Origin of the sequence: Enteractinococcus helveticum (genome assembly GCF_020742345.1) — a bacterium.
GTDB classification, from domain to species: domain Bacteria; phylum Actinomycetota; class Actinomycetes; order Actinomycetales; family Micrococcaceae; genus Yaniella; species Yaniella helvetica_A.
In genome coordinates, this window is record NZ_DYXC01000139.1 from 1 (window position 1) to 16,664 (window position 16,664).

Sequence of the window (16,664 nt, forward strand, 5' to 3'; positions counted from 1 at the left end):
CATGATGACCAGCGTGGTTAGTCCGCCGAAAATCAGCCGGATAAACGGCAGGTTTTCCTGGATGACCCAGGCGCGGATGACCATGCCAAGATAGGTGACAAGCAGGATGATCATGATGATCGGTGAGACGATCTGTCCGACTGCGATCCAGGGCTCAACGGCCATGGTTTGGGACAGCTCGGCGCTCCATGGCGGAACTTCCGTTAGCGCGCCGATGATAGCTGCGACTAATAGCCAGATTAGAACCGGTCCAACGATCTGTCGTGTCCCCAAATGCCCTCACGCCTTTGCAATTACGATTGCGCTTGCTGTGCGCACTTTATCGCATTAACTCTAATGCGCTTGCGGCAAGGGTACCCAATTGGTTCGACGTGTGAGAAACCTGGGGCCAACGTATTCGAGGACCAACCTACGCGGCATCGGTGACAGCGGTGCACTGCTGCCGATCGATATAGCTGCCATCGCTGTGCCGCCCGGCAGCGCTGATGTACAACATGGGACAATCTAGAGGAGACCCCTTGTAGCACATCGATCAGGAGCATACGCATGAGTTTGGTATTTGAACACGTCAGCTTGGGGCAGCGGGTACTCTTTGGAACCGGCAAAGCAGCAGACTATCTGGCACAAGAAGTACGGCGTCTCAAGGCTCGTCGGATCATGCTCATTGCCAGTGACCGGGCACAACCTGCGGCGCAACAGATCACCTCCCAGATCGAGGTGCTCGTCAACTACACCCAAGTGGTTATGCACGTGCCCTTTGAGGTTGCCCAACATGCTCGCGCTGTGGCGCGGCAGTACGATGTGGATGTACTGGTATGTGTTGGTGGCGGTTCAGCCACCGGGTTGGCTAAGGCCATCGCTCTTGAGACCGGGCTACCGATTATTGCTGTTCCCACCACCTATTCTGGTTCGGAAGCAACCAATATGTGGGGACTAACCGTGGACGCGCGGAAAACCACCGGCGTCAATGACGCCGTACTCCCCAAGACCGTGATTTACGATGCTGAATTCACCATGGGCTTGCCCGTTGAACTGTCGGTGGCCTCCGGGTTGAATGGCATGGCACACTGTATCGATTCGCTGTGGGGCCCGCGCGCTGATCCGATCAACCAGGCGCTGGCCACCGAGGGAATCACCGCCCTGGCGGCCGGTCTCCCCTCGATCGTCGATGATCCGCAAGATCTTGCCGGGCGAGAGCAGCTCCTTTATGGTGCGTATTTATCTGCGGTGTCATTCGCTTCGGCAGGGTCTGGACTCCACCACAAGATCTGCCACGTGCTGGGCGGCACCTTCGAATTGCCGCACGCCCAGACACATGCCACAGTCTTGGCCTATGTGTTGGCGTTCAATATGGATGCGGCTCCGGAGGCTTCTGAGCGCATTGCTCGAGCACTGGGCGCCACCGATGCGCTTGCCGGATTCCAAAGGTTGCGTAAACAACTGAATGCCCCAATCCGGCTCGCTGATTACGGGTTCACCCAGGACAACATCGCCGAAGCAGTAGAAATCATCCTGCCCGTAGTCCCAGCCAATAATCCACGGCCCGTCATGCGCGACAACCTGACTGCGCTACTCAACGCCGCGCTGGTGGGCGATGACCCAATCGTTGTCCGTAAAGCTGACACCGCGGAGTCTCACGATTAGACCAAAGTTTTGTATCTGGCCCTCATGGCACTGAGCTGTTCAGTACGTTTCTGTTGCAATCCTTCAAATATCAATAGCGTGGCGAGTACACCCAAGGTACCGAGAACTGCGGCGGCAAGAACATCATGCGGATAGTGGTGTCCTGCCAAAACCCGCGAGATTCCCTCAACGACCGCGACCGGGAAGACAACGTAAGACAGCCCAGGAATTGCAAAAGCCAAGCCCATCGCAAGCCCGAAAGCGATGACCGTGTGGTTGGAGGGATAGGAAAAATTATCTAACGGTGGGCAGTTTGCTGGTGTCTGGATGGTATGACAGGGCCGAATCTGACCAAACATGCTTTTCAATATCCGGTTGAGCAGATAGATCACGACAATGACGACGCCGCCGTAAAGCAATCGGATGCATGCCGCATTATGTTCGGTGCGCCAGCTCCACAGAAACGCGATTCCATAGCCTGCAACAAGTGAGAGAAGCATGACCGTGGATGCGATCGTGCCGATATTAACCAATGTCTGATCAACCGCCGTCTCAAATAAGGCGGCGCTCCAAGTAGGAGTTTCAAAAAGTACGCCGACGACAGCGGCAACGAATAACCAGAGCAATACCGGTACCACAAGTTGTCTCGTCCGGGTCACATCGTCCTCCCACTTTCACGTTGATATCGCACACCTCGGCTGCGTGGAAGTATCGGGGCGTTCCGCCATGGTCAAACTTTTCACCACGAAACCGTCAGATGGGTGAACAAGATACCCTACAGACCTGCACTGAAATGCTACAAACTCATGGTCTTGAGGCCACTGGCGTCGAGTGTGGCCATTGGATGCAGGCATATGCTTTCGTCGAAGAAGAACTTCTCCCAGTGTTTGCTAACCACTGGGCTAATTTCCGCGAGCCGCTACGGCCACGCCAGCACGTAGATGACAGCCAAACCACACACGGCCATCCCAACGACAATGTCGGTAGCGTTGACCCGGATGGGTCGATACACGGCAGGAGGTTGGAGTCCAAACCCCCGCGATTCCAACGAGGCCGCAATTCACTCTGATCGCCGCAGGGCGACAATCAGCACGGCGAAGACGAACCTCAAAGCTTCCCTCATCAATGTAGTCGAGGAACAACCCTCAGATGTTCCAACTCCCGTTGCTCAAGCACTGGATAGGCAACGGCCCAAAACTCAGTTCAACATCGTTCTTGCACCGGCAGCTATAGCCCAGGATTAGGACTCCTAAGATGTAAACGATGCCTGCAACAGGACTCAGAGCTGATACACCATTTTCGTGGTCGACCAGCCCCGTCTCGTTTTTGACTTGGCTACATACAAGAACACTCAGTTGACTCGACGCATGCGAAACGAGCCGGTGCCCAGCTTTCGATCCCGGCGTTTGACTGAGGCTTCGCATAGGACGTCTGGAGGTATCTGAAATGAAATATTGTGTCCATAGAGACACTGTACGCCTCACCGATGCGAGGTCTACAACAGCCTGTGCTGAGCTTGAGAGCCAAAGTGGTACCCAAGGATCTTATTCGGTCAGGACGTGTCGAGCGTCTTCGAGCAGAACGACACAAGCCTCGCTCATGAGGCCGCCCCACGCAGTAGAACTTCTCCAGTTTTCACGCAAAGCGGGGAATATGAATCACGTAAACTGCGGGTTTGAATTCACGCAAAGTGCTGCATGACGTATTTTATAAATGATACCGTGTAATTATGCCTCGGTATAATGCAAGATTCGTAGATGAGACCCTAAAGCGGTCGCTTCAAAATTTCGGCGCTGTAATTGTCCAAGGACCACGTGCCGTTGGAAAAACTACTACCGCTAAACAAGCCGCAGCTAGCTCGATACGATTGGACTCATCTCCAGATCTGCCAGCATTTGCCGAAACATCGCCGTCGACGATCATGCAAGGTGATACACCCCGTCTCATTGACGAGTGGCAACTCGCCCCCACTATCTGGAATGCTGTACGCCATGAAGTAGACGAGCGCAGCGGTAAGGGACATTTCATACTGACGGGCTCCGCCACTCCTGCGGACGACATCACGCGCCATAGCGGTGCTGGACGCTTTCGCCGTATTCTGATGCGTCCGATGTCACTAGCGGAAAGCAATGAAAGCACACGGGCCGTTAGTCTGCAAACGATCATTGAAAAACAACCGTTTTCGGCTTTTGGCGGTGGTCCCACCGTTGAAGCATATGCTCACATAATCGTTCGAGGTGGTTGGCCAGCGCTGGTGACCGACCCGACAGCCGAAGCCACTGAGTATCTAGATAGCTACCTAGACGATATGACTCGAGTCGATCTGGCCGCAACCGACCAGCGCGTTGATCCTGCGCGCATGAATGCACTCGTAAGAGCACTAGCTCGAAATGTGTCATCCGAGGTGACACTTCAGAAACTGGCAGCTGAAGCCGATGTGATCGCTCCAGGCCAGGGCCCCCAGGATCGTGGCACCATACGACGATATCTGGATGCCCTCGAACGGATCTTCGTCGTAGAAGAACAGCCCGCATGGTCCACACATTTACGGTCGAAAGTTCGAATGCGAGTACAACCAAAGTGGCATTTCATTGACCCTTCCCTCGCAGCCGCTGCGCTTCAGGCAAGCCCCACAAGACTCGTGCAAGACTTAAACACTTTTGGCTTCCTATTCGAGTCTCTGGCCATACGTGATTTACGGATATACGCGGAGCTGCACCGAGGAAACGTGTACCACTATCGTGATGAGACCGGCCTTGACGTGGACGCCATAATTGAATTTCGGGATGGCCGTTGGATTGGCTTCGAAGTTAAAATGGGCGGCACCGAACACATTAACAAAGCAGCTACAAGCCTGCTGAAGCTGAAAAACAAACTCACCGAGGAGCGTGCTGCGCAGAATCTCGCGCTGGTAGTGCTGACTGCAGGCGAGATCAGCCATACTCGCAACGATGGGGTATCAGTGATTTCCTTAGGTCATCTGACAGCCTGAACATTTCGACATCGAGCCGTTTCCGCCCCGAACCTCTTACAGCCACGGCAAGCAGTAAGCAATGGCAAAGAAGCTTACGGTCATGCCCAGTACGACGTCACTGGCACGCACATAGATGGGCCGGTACACGGTGCGCGGCTTCAGTCCGAAGCCGCGGGATTCTAACGACGTCGCAATTCGTTCCGCGCGACGCAGGGCAACGATCAGCACGGTGAAGACTAACCGCCCGGCGTCTTTGAGCGTGAGTTTTGGTTTGCCCTTGCGATTGCGCTTGACCACCCCACCTTGCCGCATGAGCTGTGCGGCGCGAATGGTCTGCCATTCTTTGGGCAGGCCCAGCAGCAGTTGGTAGCCGGCGAGGACGGCGAAGGTGATCGATGCGGGTAGTTTGAGGTTCTGGTTCAGCGAGCGCATCAGATCCACGGGTGCGGTGGAGGTCAGAAACAGGATGGATGCGACCCCGATGACCAGGGTTCTGCCAGCAAGGGCTGCCCCGATGAGTGCGCCGTCGTCGGCACGAGCTAGAACGTTGACCAGGAACAGGCCAAATCCGAAGGCGATGAAGGGAATGTGGGCGTACGCCAGCCAGCGGGCGGGCACGTTGCCGATGGTCAGGGCGATGATCACCAGCCCGACCCAGAGTAGTGCGGGGCGGATGGGTTCCCAGATGAACAGCATGGACACGGACACCACAAACAGGGTGATGAGTTTGACGGCGGGGTTCCAGCGGGTCAGGGCTCCGGGTGTCACCAGGGCGGATGGGTGTTGGATGGTCAGGGTCATATCAGGGCTTTCTGGGCGACCGTGATGGTGCGGGTTGCCCAGGCTTGGGCCAGGCGGTGGTCGTGGGTGATGATGACGACGGCGCCGCCACTGTTGGCGTGGGTCGCAAGTTCGTTGAGCATGGTGGTGGTTGCTGCACGGTCCAGGCCGAAGGTGGGTTCATCTGCCAGCAGGACGGTGGGTTCGGTGCGGTGTTGTGCGGCCAGCAGGCCGGTGGCGACTGACAGGCGGCGTTTTTCTCCGCCGGAGAGGCGGAATGGGTTGAGGTCTGCCAAATGGTCGATGCCAAAGGCGGTGGATAGGCGTTGGATGGCGGCTTCGGTGTGCTCGTCGGGGGTCAGACCGAAGCGTAGTTCGTCGTGGACCGAGTGGGCGAGGAATTGGTGTTCGGGGTTTTGGAACACCATGACCGGTGGGCGGCCGGTGATTTCTCCGTCGGAGGCGAGCAGGCCGGCCAGTGCCATGAGCAGGGTGGTTTTGCCGGTGCCGTTGGCGCCCATCACAGCGATGCGCTCGCCCGCGTGGATATCGAGATTGATGTTGGTGACGACCGGGTCGGCTTTGGATGCCGGGCGGACGGTGAGATTGGCAGCGCGCAGCAGCGGTGCAGCGGCGGCGTCGATGGTTGGTACCTTGTAGACGGGTAATCGCACGCCTGGGGTCCAGACGCCGTTGGCTTCGAGTTGGTCTGCGTGTTCGGCGAGGACTCGGTCGGTGGGGCCATCGGCTTGGATGCGGCCGCCGTCGATGACCACGGTGCGTTCGGGGAGGCCGGGGCCGTCGGCGAGTTCGTCGAGTCGGTGTTCGACCAGGATCAGGGCGCCGTCGTGGCCGGTGAGTTCGGTGAGCACCTGCATGACTGCGGCGACGCCTGCGCCGTCGAGCATGGAGGTGGGCTCATCGGCGAGCACCACGCTGGGTTCGGCTGCCAGTGCTGCGACAGTGGCGATGCGTTGGACCCAGCCGCCCGACAGGCTTTGGGTGCGGTGGTGTAGTAGGTGTTCGGCGTCCACGGAGGCCAGTATTTTGTGGACGCGGCCGCCGATCTCGGCCGGGTCGATGCCGTGGTTCTCTAAGGTCAGGGCGATTTCGTCTTCGACCAGAGGCAGCGTGATGCTGGCGTGTGGGTCTTGGGGTACGTTGCCCACGGTTCGGCTGAGTTCGGCCACGGTTTTGGTGATCACCGGTTGGCCTGCGACGAAGCAGTCGCCAGAGATGTTCAGCGGCACCGAGTGCGGGACGACCCCACGAATGGCATCCAGCAGTGTGGATTTACCGGCACCCGAGGCGCCCAACAGCAACAGTTGCTCGCCGGGGTGCACGGTGAGGTTGATGTCGTTGAGCAGCACCCGGTTGGTGCGCGGATCCACCGCAGTGAATCCGCGCAGTTCAACCAGCGGTTGGCTCGGCGTCATTGCGCCCTTCCGATGGCGTAGTTATCGACCACGCCGGTTTTCTTGATGGCCTTGACTAATACCCAGGCCACGATCCCGCCCAGGATGATGCCCGAGGTGCAGTGGATGGACAGGCGCAACAGCATGATCTCTTGGCCGATCCAGCCCAATTGAATGGCGGTGGACCAGAACACGAAGAAGGCGCCCAGGAACCCGCTGATGGCATAGCGGGTGATGCCGAATTTCCGATAGCGGCCGATGGCAAATGGCAGTTCGGAGCCCAGGCCCTGGAGGAAGGCTGCGAACAGCAGCATCGGGCCCACTGGGGAGCCGAGGAAGACGAATTCCATAGTCGCGGCGATGATTTCGGCCAGGATGCCGGCGCCAGCTTTACGCGTGATGGCCACGGCTAGGGGCGCGACCAACAGCCAGCCGCCCTGGAGGAAGTGTTGGGCGAGGTCGCCGGCCGGACCCATGGCGATGGCCAGGCCATTCCAGGCTTGGACTAATGCCCAGTAGACGAATCCGAAGACCACGCCGAGCACGACCACAAGTACGAGGTCTTTCAGCTGCCATTTGAACGGGCTGTCATACGGGTTGCGGTAGGTGGATTGTTGTTGCTTCGTGGCGGTCATGCTGCATCACCGGAGTTCTGTGCGCTTGGGGAATCCAGGGATAGTGACACGTGGGAGACGACGTGTGGGACGTGTTCGCCAACTTTTGCCCAGGCGTTGAAGATCACGGTGAGCACGCAGGACAGGTCGCCGCGCACCGTAGTGGCGAAGTGATCTTCGGTGACCTCAAGCCCGGAGTCTTTGACTTCCTGGATGGCCTCCATGATCGGGTCCATGTGTGGCAAGTTGCCGTCGGTCAACGGGTACAGCGACCAGGATGCTGCCGCAGGTATTCCGGATTTGTCCAGGAAGACGCGCTTTTCGGCAGGCAGTTCACCGGGGACCAATTCACAGGCTGCACCGCCTGGGCAGCCGCGGGACAGCAGGATGTGGCTGGTCAGGTGGCGTCGTTCCGAAGCCACCGAAGCCGAGTGAATCAGGGTTGCCGCATAGGCTGCGAGTTTTTGTGCGGCGTCGCCGGTTTTGACTCCCACGTAGGTGGAGACTTCCCCGGTTTGAATATCCAGCCCCTCGGTCAGCCCGTGAGGTCTCAGGACTTCGCTGGTGTGTTTGATGGCATCGACAATGATGCGTTCGAAATCATCGGCGTGCGGGTGCACACTGATGCGCATCCCAATGCCGATTTGTTCTGGTGTCAGCTCTGCCCCGAGCGTTTGGGGCGATAGTGTTGGACCACTCACGGTGGTCTCCCTTCCGACCACCGGGTTCTCAACAACTCGAGAACTTCGGACCTCTCCCTACGCCAGCATGATCTGGATCAGGTGAATCGGGTCTGCGGCATCTCCGCACTCTCAGCACCAGTTTCAGTGCACCCCGGGGTCTATGTCGCACACCACCATAGTCGGTTAAGACGGCGCCTGGCCAACGTTGCGATTTTCTACGAGTACTCTCGGCCTCGCGACGGCGGGAAGGAAACGTATGGTATTTGAACCTCAGAGTGCCGGCAGTTCTTCAAAGCGATCATGACATTCGGGACACAGAGGTAGGCTTGCGTAATCTTGTGGAGCCACGAAGATCACTCCACACATTGCTCTGATACCTGTACCTTCAATAAGGCTCCCAGCAATATGGGCCCTGTGTGCATAGTGTTTGTGAACACCAGGCTTCGATTCCGCCAGCTCGCCCCGATCAACAAGGTCTCTTAGAACTTGCCCTCGTTTCTGCCAATAGCCTGTCTCGGCGTACGTCGAGAATTCGTCCTGGAACCGTTCCCAATCCTGCTCGGGCGGATGCAACGATATTAGAAGACGAAGAGTCAGCTGCCATTCGAGGTGTCCGCCAGGCTGCAAGCTGGATCCGATGCTGCCGTCATCTTTAGATTGCTTCTTCGCGTTGTAACGCCCTGACCCAAAGTCGATAGAAACAACTGCTTCGTCGAAAGTGTAACCAGGTTCCTGGAACGAGCTGATTTCGAGTTCTATGACTGCATAAGTCTCAGCATCATTCAATGGGTGGGGTATTTCAATAGTGCGAGGCGTTCCTGGACGAATGTTTTCGAGTATCTGGAGAACCCTGCGTTGGATTTCGAGGTCCCACTCCGTCAAGAGGCGTCCAGCCGTTTCTTGTTTCAGAAGCCGTTTGTCTTCATTTTTCGGTAACCATGCCTCCACCGCGCCAGATGTCACAGCTTGTTCAACGCGGAAATAAAAATCGTCATGATCCTCGTGAAGCGCCCTGGGTTTTGTTCCGTTTTTTATACGGGGCTCAGGGCTTGAGCCTGGGTCATATGATAGCTGGCTTCTACTTCGGTCGGGGTCTGGTAGTTCAAGGCTTCATGCAATCGGGTGGTATTCCACCAGTGGACCCAGTTCATCGTTTCGAATTCCACCTCGGTGGCTGATGGCCACGCGGGCCGAGCATAAATCAATTCGGTCTTATACAAGCCATTAACCGTCTCGGCCAATGCATTATCGTAAGCATCTCCAGCGGTCCCAACCGATGCCGTCAGACCAGCCTTGGCAAGATGTTCGGTATAGCGAATGCTGACATATTGCGAGCCGCGGTCGCTGTGGTGGACTAAGCCATCCAGGGCTTGGTCTTTGGCACTGAGCAGCGCGTGCTCTAACGCTTCCAAGGGCAGCGCATCAGTACGCATCGTCGTGCGGGTCGACCAGCCCACGATCTTACGACTGAAGGCATCCGTGACAAACGCGGTGTAGCAAAATCCGCTGGTGGTGCGCACATAGGTTATATCCGCGACCCACAGCCGGTTGGGTGCTGTGACGCCAAAGTCCCGGTTGACCAGATCTGGCCGCTGATCCGGGACCTTCGCAGCGATGGTGGTGTGGGGTTTTCGTCCTCGCACCACACCGCTGAGTCCCGCCAGGCGCATCAGCCGAGCCACTTGGTCACGGCCAACTTCCCAGCCAGCACGTCTCATGGCATGCCATATTTTGCGCACCCCATAGACCCCATAATTGGCTTGGTGCAGCTCTTTGATCACCGGAATCAACGCGGCATCCCGGCGCGAACGATCACTGGCAGGACGGGCTTTCGCCGCCCGATAGCCGCGTGAGGTGATAAACCCACGATCTGTCGCGCCCAGGACACGACAGATGGACTCGACTCCGAAACGATCCCTGAACATATCGATATATGCGATCATCTCGTCGTGGGGCGGTCGAGTTCCGCTGCGAAAAAAGCTGACGCCGTCTTGAGGATCTCATTGGCCCGGCGCAGCTCCGCGTTCTCCCGCTTCAGCTTCCGGATTTGCTCTTGGGCATCCGTGGGCACCCCTGACTTCTTGCCGGTATCCACTTCAGCTTGTTCCACCCATCGGCGCAACGTCTCTGTCGCGATACTGAGCTTGGGCGCGGTTTCACGAATCACCACATACCGGCTCGGCGCGTCTTCATCTTCGAGCCGATCAAGCACCAAGCGCGTGGCACGATCTTTAAACGACTGCGGGTATTTGGTTGGCATAGTTCTATCCTCTCATTTTAGGACGGAACAAAACCCAGGACGGTTCAGAACTTGGTCAGGAACAGCGCCTCTTCCATGGCCGAGTCGCCACCGCCCACCACGGCAATCTCGTGCTCCTTAAAGAAGAACCCATCACAGGTGGCACACCAGCTCACACCTCGACCCACAAATTCTTTCTCACCGGGCACCCCCAACTCCCGGTACGCCGAGCCGGTAGACAACACCACACTGCGAGCGCGCACTACTTCGCCGGTGCCCAATGTAATTTCCTTAATAGGCTTGTCCAGGGTGAGCGCGGTGGCGTCTTCGCGACGAATATCGGCACCGAAACGCAGTGCCTGTTGTTCCATGTTCATCATCAGCTCTGGACCCATAATGCCTTCAGGGAAGCCAGGAAAGTTTTCCACATCGGTGGTGTTCATCAATTCCCCGCCGGCTGTGACCGAGCCGGCAATCACCACCGGAGCCAGGTTTGCTCGCGCCGTGTAGACGGCGGCGGTGTAGCCGGCCGGACCGGAGCCCACTATGACGACGTCGTGGATGGGTTCAGAAATCTGCTCGGTCACGGTCAAGGTCCTCCTGCATGGGCATTTCTTAGGTGGTGCACGGGGTGGCGTAGTGATACGCCTGCTGACTACCCATGCTGGCTGAGCCGGCACACCCATACAACAGCGCTACCGCCCCATGGAAACCCGAGGGAACCTGATTGGGAGCGCACAGCAAGCCTGGTGCGGGCGTTTTCTGTCGTGTAATATTGCCATATCTGCACGTCACGACGACATTTGGAGTGAAATTCATGGCACGCAAGTCCTTCAAACAGACTTTAGCCACACTGGCCGCTGGCGGTCTGCTCGCCACCGGCCTGATGACCGCAAGTAGCGTTGCCTCAGCACCGGAGGCCCAGGCGGCCGGGTGTTTTGTGGTTCAGATGCCCACGGTCATCTCGGGTAGCTGTAATCAACCGTCGCTTGTCACTTTTCAGTGTGTCGGCACACGAGGCAGTTGGGCCTATACGTACCGCAGAGCCACGAACTTCGCCATCAAGAAACCCTGCGCACTCGCATATAACCTGAACATTAAACGCATTACGTGGAACTAGTACACACGAGTTATCAGACACTTCGACGCGGTTTTCTCCACCACGTGGGACCAAACACGAACAGCGCAGCGAGGATAACCGCCGCCCCGATATACACCGCCCACCAGGGGAATCCTGGTTGTTCAGTCTGAAGTGGGTACTGTTCAGGGCCCTCTATATTGGGGATGCGCTCGGCAGTGACGAGTAAGCGGTGGCTGTTCACCCCGATGGGTGTGCACGTCACCAGTGTCAGCAGGTCTCGGCCGGCTTCTGGAATCAGTGATTCTGTTTCATGAGGCAATACTTCATCCATGCGTCTCACCTGGTAGGTGAAATTCTCACCGTAGGTCTCAATGGTAAAAATATCGTTTTCATTGAGTTTATCCAGGTGGGTGAAGAGCACCGCTTCAGCGAGTCCAGAATGCGCGGTGAGCACCGAGTGGGTGTCTTTTCCTCCCACGGGAAGCGCGGTGCCGTAGAGGTGGCCGACTCCTTTATCTAATACTTCTGCACTTGTGCCGTGATAAATGGGCAAATCAACATTGATTTCCGGTATCACAATGCGCGCCATGACACCGGTGGGAACGCCTTCAAGAATGCTCAAATAGTTTTGGTACGGTTGCGAATCAACGCTGGCTAGCCCGCGGGTGAAGGGGTCAAAAGCGGCACCGGACTGAAGTGTCTGGTTATATGTGTGCGCTTCGGCGAGTGCTTCGGCCCGCACCAGTTCTGAGATTTCATCGACCTGCACGCTGTAATTATCAATCAGCTGTGACTGGTTGAGTTGGGAAAACCAGCTCGCCGTCATCGGATATAGCATCACCAACACGCCCAGTAGCCCCAGCACCGCAAACTGCAGACGGTGTTTGACGGGTGCAGGACGTGTTCTTCGAGGACGTTGCAGAACAGCTTCGCTCATAGGTTCCGGTTCCTCATCCAGTAAATCAATCCCAGAACTGCCACTCCCACCAGAATGACGGCGCCGCCGGTGTAAAACACGTTGACCGTGAGCCCACCAAAGTCTGGTTCAATCTCGACGAGTTCACGATCGGTGTGGCTGAGCCAAAAACCCGTCAACAGTAATGACAACAACACCGAACAACTCCTGAAATCAGTAGATCCATACGGTAAATGGATCAGAATGGAATGCCCCGGCGGGGTGGTCCCTCATCTCAAAGGCTCCCCGCCGGGGTGTGAACAACAGTTTCGGGGTTCTACCGCACCTGTGTTGTTTCCTCAGTTTTATCAGAGGCGCTTAGGCTGCTGAGCGTGCACGGTTCCGCAGGTAAAGCCCGCCGCCACTCATCAAGAGCAGTAGCCCAGCACCCAGGAACACCATGGTGCCAGTGGAACCGGTCAGTGGTAGTTCAAAGTCAGGCTGCTTGACGTTGTCCAGGGTGTAAACCAGCTCTGCATTAGCACCGGCGCTCACGTCAACCGGCTGTGGGGTTTGGTCCAGCTGGTAACCTGCTGGAGCCTTGGTTTCCACCACCCAGTATTCGCGCAGGTTTTCAGCACCAGCGTTGAGTGGGCCGATGACCAGTTCACCGTTTTCATCGGTGGTAAAAGTGGTTTGACCGTGAACAGCGATTGGATCGCTATTGGCTGGATCAGCGGCTTCAGCTTCGGTGCGGAAGATCTGGAATTCAGCATCCCCCAGCCCCAACTGGTTGTCAGCATCCTGCTTGAAGATGTTCACGTAACCCCAGTTGGTGATGGTCGGAGGGGTGGTGAAATCGAACTCTTGCTCATTAATGGTGGTGTACTGGGTCACCTCATTCTCGATGACTCCGTTACCGATATCAGCACCTTCACGCACCGAGGTATTCAGTGCGTAGGCCAGTTGCTGACCATCGTTGGCTGCAACCTTGGCCAGACCAGCTTCAGTCAGTTCGAAGGTGACCACATCAGCGCCGTCGGCATTGGTGGAAGAGGTGACTTCATAGTCGGCTTCCTCTAATGCCGCGCCACCGTAGGTGACCTCGGTGATGGACTCGAACATGAGTCGTTCGTCCAACGTATCGACCAGGCGCAGTTCGGTGAACTCATCTTCCGGTGCCAGCACCGGTGCGGTGGAGGTAATATCCCAGGAGATGATGTCTCCGGCGCCTTCTGCGGCATCGTCAGCATCCTCATTCAGCGTCTTGGTGACTTCTGTTAGGGAGTTCTTGGGGTACACGTGAACGGTGTATTCCCATTCACCATCGATCGCGGTGGGGATGATCACCAGGAAGGGGTCAACTTTGCGCACAATGTTGTTATTACCGGTATCTTCACCTTCGGTGACGTAATAGACGCCTACCTCAAGGTCGGTGAACTCGGCAGTACCATCGGCACGGGTCACCAGCGTAGAACCCGGGGTTTCCAGGTCGGCCGGATCAATATCCGCTGCGGTGAGATCTTGTAGCTGAGCCCACTGGGTTTCGTCAGATAGGTCAATGTTTTCGACCTTCTGTACGGTGAACTCCACGCCTTCCAGCGGATTATCGATCACGCCTAGATCTGAGCCGTCAGCTGGGTCGCCGGCCGGATTGGGCTGAGCATGTTTGTGAACAATGATCGAGCCGTCTGTTTTTTCGAAATCAATATTTCCTGGACCGGCTGGAGCAGCATGTGCTGCAGCTCCTGCGCCGAAGAGCGCCATAAAAGCAACCGCAACGGTGCCAAGAGCAGCAACCATGCGCTTGCCCAGGGGGATTTTTTGAGCACTCATCAAGTGTTCCTTTCATTGGGTGAGGATGAACGTAACAGGGGTGTGATCGTTCACTGACTCAGGGGGGTGAAACGGGGTGGTATTAGGAAGATGACTGTTCTCGCGAGCGAAGAATCGACCAAGCAAACACCGCCAGAACGGCTAAGCCCAAGCCACCGGCAATCAGCGGCCACCGGTCAGAGAACCCGCCAGTCAGCGGCAAGGTTCCTGGGCTGAGGGGAGTGTTGACGAAATCCTCTTCAAAGAGGTGGCTGAGATGCATACCGCCAATGGTGAAGTGACGGGGTTCGGGGTCGAGATCAAAACCAGCAGGTGAGCGAGTTTCGGTCAGGGTGTAATCACCCCACAGCAACTCATCAACCCGCAGGGTGCCTACCTCTTCTGCGGCATCCCATTCGCCGTCGTTATCAACGATGGTGATGGTGTCGAAACCGTCCGGGCCAACAAACTCCCACTCTGAATCTCCCAGGGCAATGCCGTCGGGATTGATTTTGTTCCATTCGACGTTGCCGGGACGGTCAGCGTTGGTGAGCACACATGTGGTGTGAGAATTATCAACAATATCTACGCGGTGCGATTCCGAATCACTGTGTTCGGCCGGTTGAGCTGATTCCATCGGAGCCGAGTTAGAACCTGCACCCCAGCCGCCCTGATCCACGAAACATTGCACACTCTGCAGGGTGTATCCGGCCTCTTCGGGACTGATTTCCTCCGATCCGAAAGTCTCAGAGATCACGTACTCACCGGGTGTCACCTGGTAGGTATCGCCGCTATTGAACTCATAGATGTCATCGCCAGAATCAGGTGTGTGGGAAGCCCGCAGGTTCCATGGGTCAACATCAGCTGGGGCACCGTAGTTGATGTCGAACTCTTTGATCAGTGTCAACGTCGGGATGGAGATGTTCTCTATAGCTTGGGCAAACTCATAGTCCCGTTCAGTACCGGTGATCACGAAGTCCACCGGCTCTTCTAGCAGGTAGTACCCCTCCGGTGCTGTTACTTCCACCAGCTGGTACTCACCCCAGGACAGTTCTTCAACCGCAACGTAACCGTTGCGCGAGTCTGCATCGTTTTCGTCATTGTCACTCACAGTGGTGAGGACAGTGCCGTCCGGGGTGTGAATTTCCCATGCGGAACCTTCCAGAGCGTCGCCCTGAGTGTTGGTTTTCAGCCAAGAGACACTACCGGGTAGATCCTGGTTGACCAGCACACATTCGGTGGCGGTGCCAGCGGGAACGTCGAGCTGCCCATCAGTGAGCTCGAATGCGTTACCTACGTCGTCCTCTGTTGTACAGACGATGGAGGCCAGTTCATAACCGGCTTCTTCCGGTGTCAGCGCATCCGGGCCGAAGGTTTCAGCAATGGTGTACTCACCCGGAATCACTTCCCGGGTTTGTCCACTGTCGAACTCGATCGGGTCAGAACTAGCCGCGCTCGTCGCCGTGAGGTTCCAGTCATCCACCACTTCGGGGGCACCGTAGGAGGTATCAAATTGTTTGATAAGAGTCAGGGTGGTCTCTTGCTGCGGGGTGTTGGTGAAACTGCCCTTGTTCTGCATGGCTAGACGTGCCACCATTTCCTCTATGAGGAATATGCTGTGAGCGTGTTGCAGACCGGGGCGAGAACCTTGGACGTGGTTCAGTTGGTGGCATCTCGAGGGGAAGTGTCGGTCACCGAAGTGGCCGGAGCATTACAGATCAGCCCGTCGATGGCGCATCGACTCTTGAATACCTGCCTGACAAAAGGGTTTCTGCGGCAAGATTTTAGTGGCGGTCCCTATTCAGTGGGTGGCACCCTGCGCCAGATTGCTGACGATGTGAACCGCGATAAAAGCATGCGCGCCGTGTTGGCCCCGTTGCTGCGCAAGGCGACTCGAGAGCTGTCTGAATCCTGTTCCATTGCGGTTCTCGAAGGCCGCAATATTCGTTTTCTTCTCAGCGAAGAAAGCCCCAACCTGGTCACCATTTCCACCCCGATTCGTCGAGTTGCACCGGCCTTTAGTACAGCCGCGGGGCGGGCTTTACTGGCCACCCTGGACGATGCAGACATTGAAGCGCTTTTTCGGGACATGGATTGGGAGACTAAAACCGCGTCAGAGGTGCACAACCCACAAGGGGTGCACAGTTTTTCGGACCTTCAGGCAGAACTGCAACGCACACGTCAGCGTGGGTGGGCGGTACAAGCCGGTGAGTCTCAAGTGGGCATGGCCGCGGTGGCCATGGCCCTGGTGGATGGCGCCGGGGTGGGGGTGGCTTCGGTGACGGTCACCGTGCCGCAGATTCGTTTACATAAGCGCTCCGATGCCGTTGCGTTGGTCAATCAGTTGCGCCCGCACCAGCAGCAGATGCAAAAACGTCTCGCCCGCTAGATGAGTAATTCCTATTAGTGCTGTGCTGCAGTGGCGTTGCTTCGGGGCCAATGTTTCTGCGCGCTGAAGCAGACGAGGCCTATTAAAGAAGGTTGGAGGGTTTAAGCATATGTTGTGAACAAAGAACTGAACACCCTCCTGATAACACTGTACGTC

17 protein-coding genes, 1 pseudogene, 1 riboswitch and 1 other annotated feature are annotated in these 16,664 nt (G+C 56.8%); of the genes and pseudogenes, 5 read left to right on the plus strand and 13 right to left on the minus strand.

What is annotated here, in order from left to right; genetic code table 11:
* Positions 1-273 (minus strand): hypothetical protein (locus K8V32_RS11905; protein ID WP_303907688.1); only part of this gene is annotated, 273 nt, incomplete at its 3' end.
* 273 nt (positions 274-546) lie between these two features.
* Here K8V32_RS11905 and K8V32_RS11910 point away from each other — a divergent pair.
* Entirely contained in the window at positions 547-1,644 is a 1,098-nt protein-coding gene (locus tag K8V32_RS11910) for a maleylacetate reductase (RefSeq protein WP_303907691.1), read from the plus strand.
* Here K8V32_RS11910 and K8V32_RS11915 read toward each other — a convergent pair.
* Complete coding sequence (locus K8V32_RS11915) at positions 1,641-2,282, minus strand: phosphatase PAP2 family protein (protein WP_303907694.1); 642 nt, start codon at positions 2,280-2,282, stop codon at positions 1,641-1,643. The genes K8V32_RS11910 and K8V32_RS11915 overlap by 4 nt on opposite strands.
* Before the next feature lie 282 nt (positions 2,283-2,564).
* Here K8V32_RS11915 and K8V32_RS11920 point away from each other — a divergent pair, with 282 nt between their 5' ends.
* Both K8V32_RS11920 and K8V32_RS11925 read left to right on the plus strand, forming a co-directional pair.
* The gene (locus tag K8V32_RS11920) at positions 2,565-2,867 is read left to right on the plus strand and encodes a hypothetical protein (RefSeq protein ID WP_150119396.1); all 303 of its coding nucleotides are present in this window, start codon (positions 2,565-2,567) and stop codon (positions 2,865-2,867) included.
* 485 nt (positions 2,868-3,352) lie between these two features.
* Complete coding sequence (locus K8V32_RS11925) at positions 3,353-4,615, plus strand: ATP-binding protein (protein ID WP_303907701.1); 1,263 nt, start codon at positions 3,353-3,355, stop codon at positions 4,613-4,615.
* 36 nt (positions 4,616-4,651) lie between these two features.
* Here K8V32_RS11925 and K8V32_RS11930 read toward each other — a convergent pair whose 3' ends face one another.
* The 7 genes and pseudogenes from K8V32_RS11930 to K8V32_RS11960 form a co-directional block, all read right to left on the minus strand.
* Positions 4,652-5,398: an energy-coupling factor transporter transmembrane component T family protein gene (locus tag K8V32_RS11930; protein WP_303907705.1), complete on the minus strand. Its 747-nt coding sequence runs from the start codon at positions 5,396-5,398 to the stop codon at positions 4,652-4,654.
* Positions 5,395-6,813 carry an ABC transporter ATP-binding protein gene (locus K8V32_RS11935; RefSeq protein ID WP_303907708.1) on the minus strand — a complete coding sequence of 473 codons (1,419 nt, stop codon included), beginning with the start codon at positions 6,811-6,813 and terminating at the stop codon, positions 5,395-5,397. Before K8V32_RS11935 ends, K8V32_RS11930 begins: the two co-directional genes overlap by 4 nt.
* Positions 6,810-7,427, minus strand: coding sequence for an ECF transporter S component (locus tag K8V32_RS11940; protein ID WP_303907710.1), 618 nt, complete (start codon positions 7,425-7,427; stop codon positions 6,810-6,812). Before K8V32_RS11940 ends, K8V32_RS11935 begins: the two co-directional genes overlap by 4 nt.
* Positions 7,424-8,107, minus strand: coding sequence for a YkoF family thiamine/hydroxymethylpyrimidine-binding protein (locus K8V32_RS11945; RefSeq protein ID WP_303907713.1), 684 nt, complete (start codon positions 8,105-8,107; stop codon positions 7,424-7,426). The genes K8V32_RS11940 and K8V32_RS11945 overlap by 4 nt, the downstream gene beginning before the upstream one ends.
* 36 nt (positions 8,108-8,143) lie before the next feature.
* Positions 8,144-8,253: riboswitch (TPP riboswitch) on the minus strand.
* A 106-nt stretch (positions 8,254-8,359) separates the two neighbouring features.
* A complete protein-coding gene (locus K8V32_RS11950; RefSeq protein ID WP_303907715.1) occupies positions 8,360-9,052 on the minus strand; it encodes a DUF3039 domain-containing protein in 693 nt (230 codons plus the stop codon).
* Between the two features lie 68 nt (positions 9,053-9,120).
* Positions 9,121-10,349 (minus strand): IS3 family transposase gene (locus tag K8V32_RS11955; protein WP_303907718.1). Its coding sequence is split into 2 segments (ribosomal slippage): positions 9,121-10,070 and positions 10,070-10,349, totalling 1,230 coding nucleotides; the frame shifts between segments, so codons are not numbered across the junction.
* Positions 9,954-10,071 (minus strand) — a sequence feature (AL1L pseudoknot). Its footprint overlaps the gene before it by 118 nt.
* Positions 10,350-10,396: 47 nt before the next feature.
* A pseudogene (locus K8V32_RS11960) lies at positions 10,397-10,915 on the minus strand (NAD(P)/FAD-dependent oxidoreductase); the annotation flags it as partial.
* Positions 10,916-11,145: 230 nt separating this feature from the next.
* Here K8V32_RS11960 and K8V32_RS11965 point away from each other — a divergent pair.
* Positions 11,146-11,448, plus strand: a complete 303-nt coding sequence (locus K8V32_RS11965) for a hypothetical protein (protein ID WP_303907721.1) — start codon at positions 11,146-11,148, stop codon at positions 11,446-11,448.
* Between the two features lie 13 nt (positions 11,449-11,461).
* Here K8V32_RS11965 and K8V32_RS11970 read toward each other — a convergent pair whose 3' ends face one another.
* The 4 genes from K8V32_RS11970 to K8V32_RS11985 form a co-directional block, all read right to left on the minus strand.
* A complete protein-coding gene (locus tag K8V32_RS11970) occupies positions 11,462-12,346 on the minus strand; it encodes a class C sortase (protein WP_303907724.1) in 885 nt (294 codons plus the stop codon).
* On the minus strand, positions 12,343-12,522 hold the full coding sequence (locus tag K8V32_RS11975) for a hypothetical protein (RefSeq protein ID WP_303907727.1): 180 nt from the start codon (positions 12,520-12,522) through the stop codon (positions 12,343-12,345). Before K8V32_RS11975 ends, K8V32_RS11970 begins: the two co-directional genes overlap by 4 nt.
* Before the next feature lie 160 nt (positions 12,523-12,682).
* On the minus strand, positions 12,683-14,140 hold the full coding sequence (locus K8V32_RS11980) for a SpaH/EbpB family LPXTG-anchored major pilin (protein ID WP_303907730.1): 1,458 nt from the start codon (positions 14,138-14,140) through the stop codon (positions 12,683-12,685).
* Positions 14,141-14,222: 82 nt separating this feature from the next.
* Positions 14,223-15,716: an MSCRAMM family protein gene (locus K8V32_RS11985; RefSeq protein ID WP_303907732.1), complete on the minus strand. Its 1,494-nt coding sequence runs from the start codon at positions 15,714-15,716 to the stop codon at positions 14,223-14,225.
* Between the two features lie 21 nt (positions 15,717-15,737).
* Here K8V32_RS11985 and K8V32_RS11990 point away from each other — a divergent pair, with 21 nt between their 5' ends.
* Positions 15,738-16,508: an IclR family transcriptional regulator gene (locus K8V32_RS11990; RefSeq protein WP_303907736.1), complete on the plus strand. Its 771-nt coding sequence runs from the start codon at positions 15,738-15,740 to the stop codon at positions 16,506-16,508.
* The last annotated feature ends 156 nt before the right edge of the window (positions 16,509-16,664 follow it).

What these genes read in the sequence shown, in the direction of transcription:
- K8V32_RS11940 (WP_303907710.1), bottom strand. Translation starts at nt 7,427, where the DNA reads ATGACCGCCACGAAGCAACAACAATCCACCTACCGCAACCCGTATGAC.
- K8V32_RS11910 (WP_303907691.1), top strand. Translation starts at nt 547, where the DNA reads ATGAGTTTGGTATTTGAACACGTCAGCTTGGGGCAGCGGGTACTCTTT.
- K8V32_RS11930 (WP_303907705.1), bottom strand. Translation starts at nt 5,398, where the DNA reads ATGACCCTGACCATCCAACACCCATCCGCCCTGGTGACACCCGGAGCC.
- K8V32_RS11935 (WP_303907708.1), bottom strand. Translation starts at nt 6,813, where the DNA reads ATGACGCCGAGCCAACCGCTGGTTGAACTGCGCGGATTCACTGCGGTG.
- K8V32_RS11980 (WP_303907730.1), bottom strand. Translation starts at nt 14,140, where the DNA reads ATGAGTGCTCAAAAAATCCCCCTGGGCAAGCGCATGGTTGCTGCTCTT.
- K8V32_RS11965 (WP_303907721.1), top strand. Translation starts at nt 11,146, where the DNA reads ATGGCACGCAAGTCCTTCAAACAGACTTTAGCCACACTGGCCGCTGGC.
- K8V32_RS11970 (WP_303907724.1), bottom strand. Translation starts at nt 12,346, where the DNA reads ATGAGCGAAGCTGTTCTGCAACGTCCTCGAAGAACACGTCCTGCACCC.
- K8V32_RS11985 (WP_303907732.1), bottom strand. Translation starts at nt 15,716, where the DNA reads ATGGTGGCACGTCTAGCCATGCAGAACAAGGGCAGTTTCACCAACACC.
- K8V32_RS11925 (WP_303907701.1), top strand. Translation starts at nt 3,353, where the DNA reads ATGCCTCGGTATAATGCAAGATTCGTAGATGAGACCCTAAAGCGGTCG.
- K8V32_RS11920 (WP_150119396.1), top strand. Translation starts at nt 2,565, where the DNA reads ATGACAGCCAAACCACACACGGCCATCCCAACGACAATGTCGGTAGCG.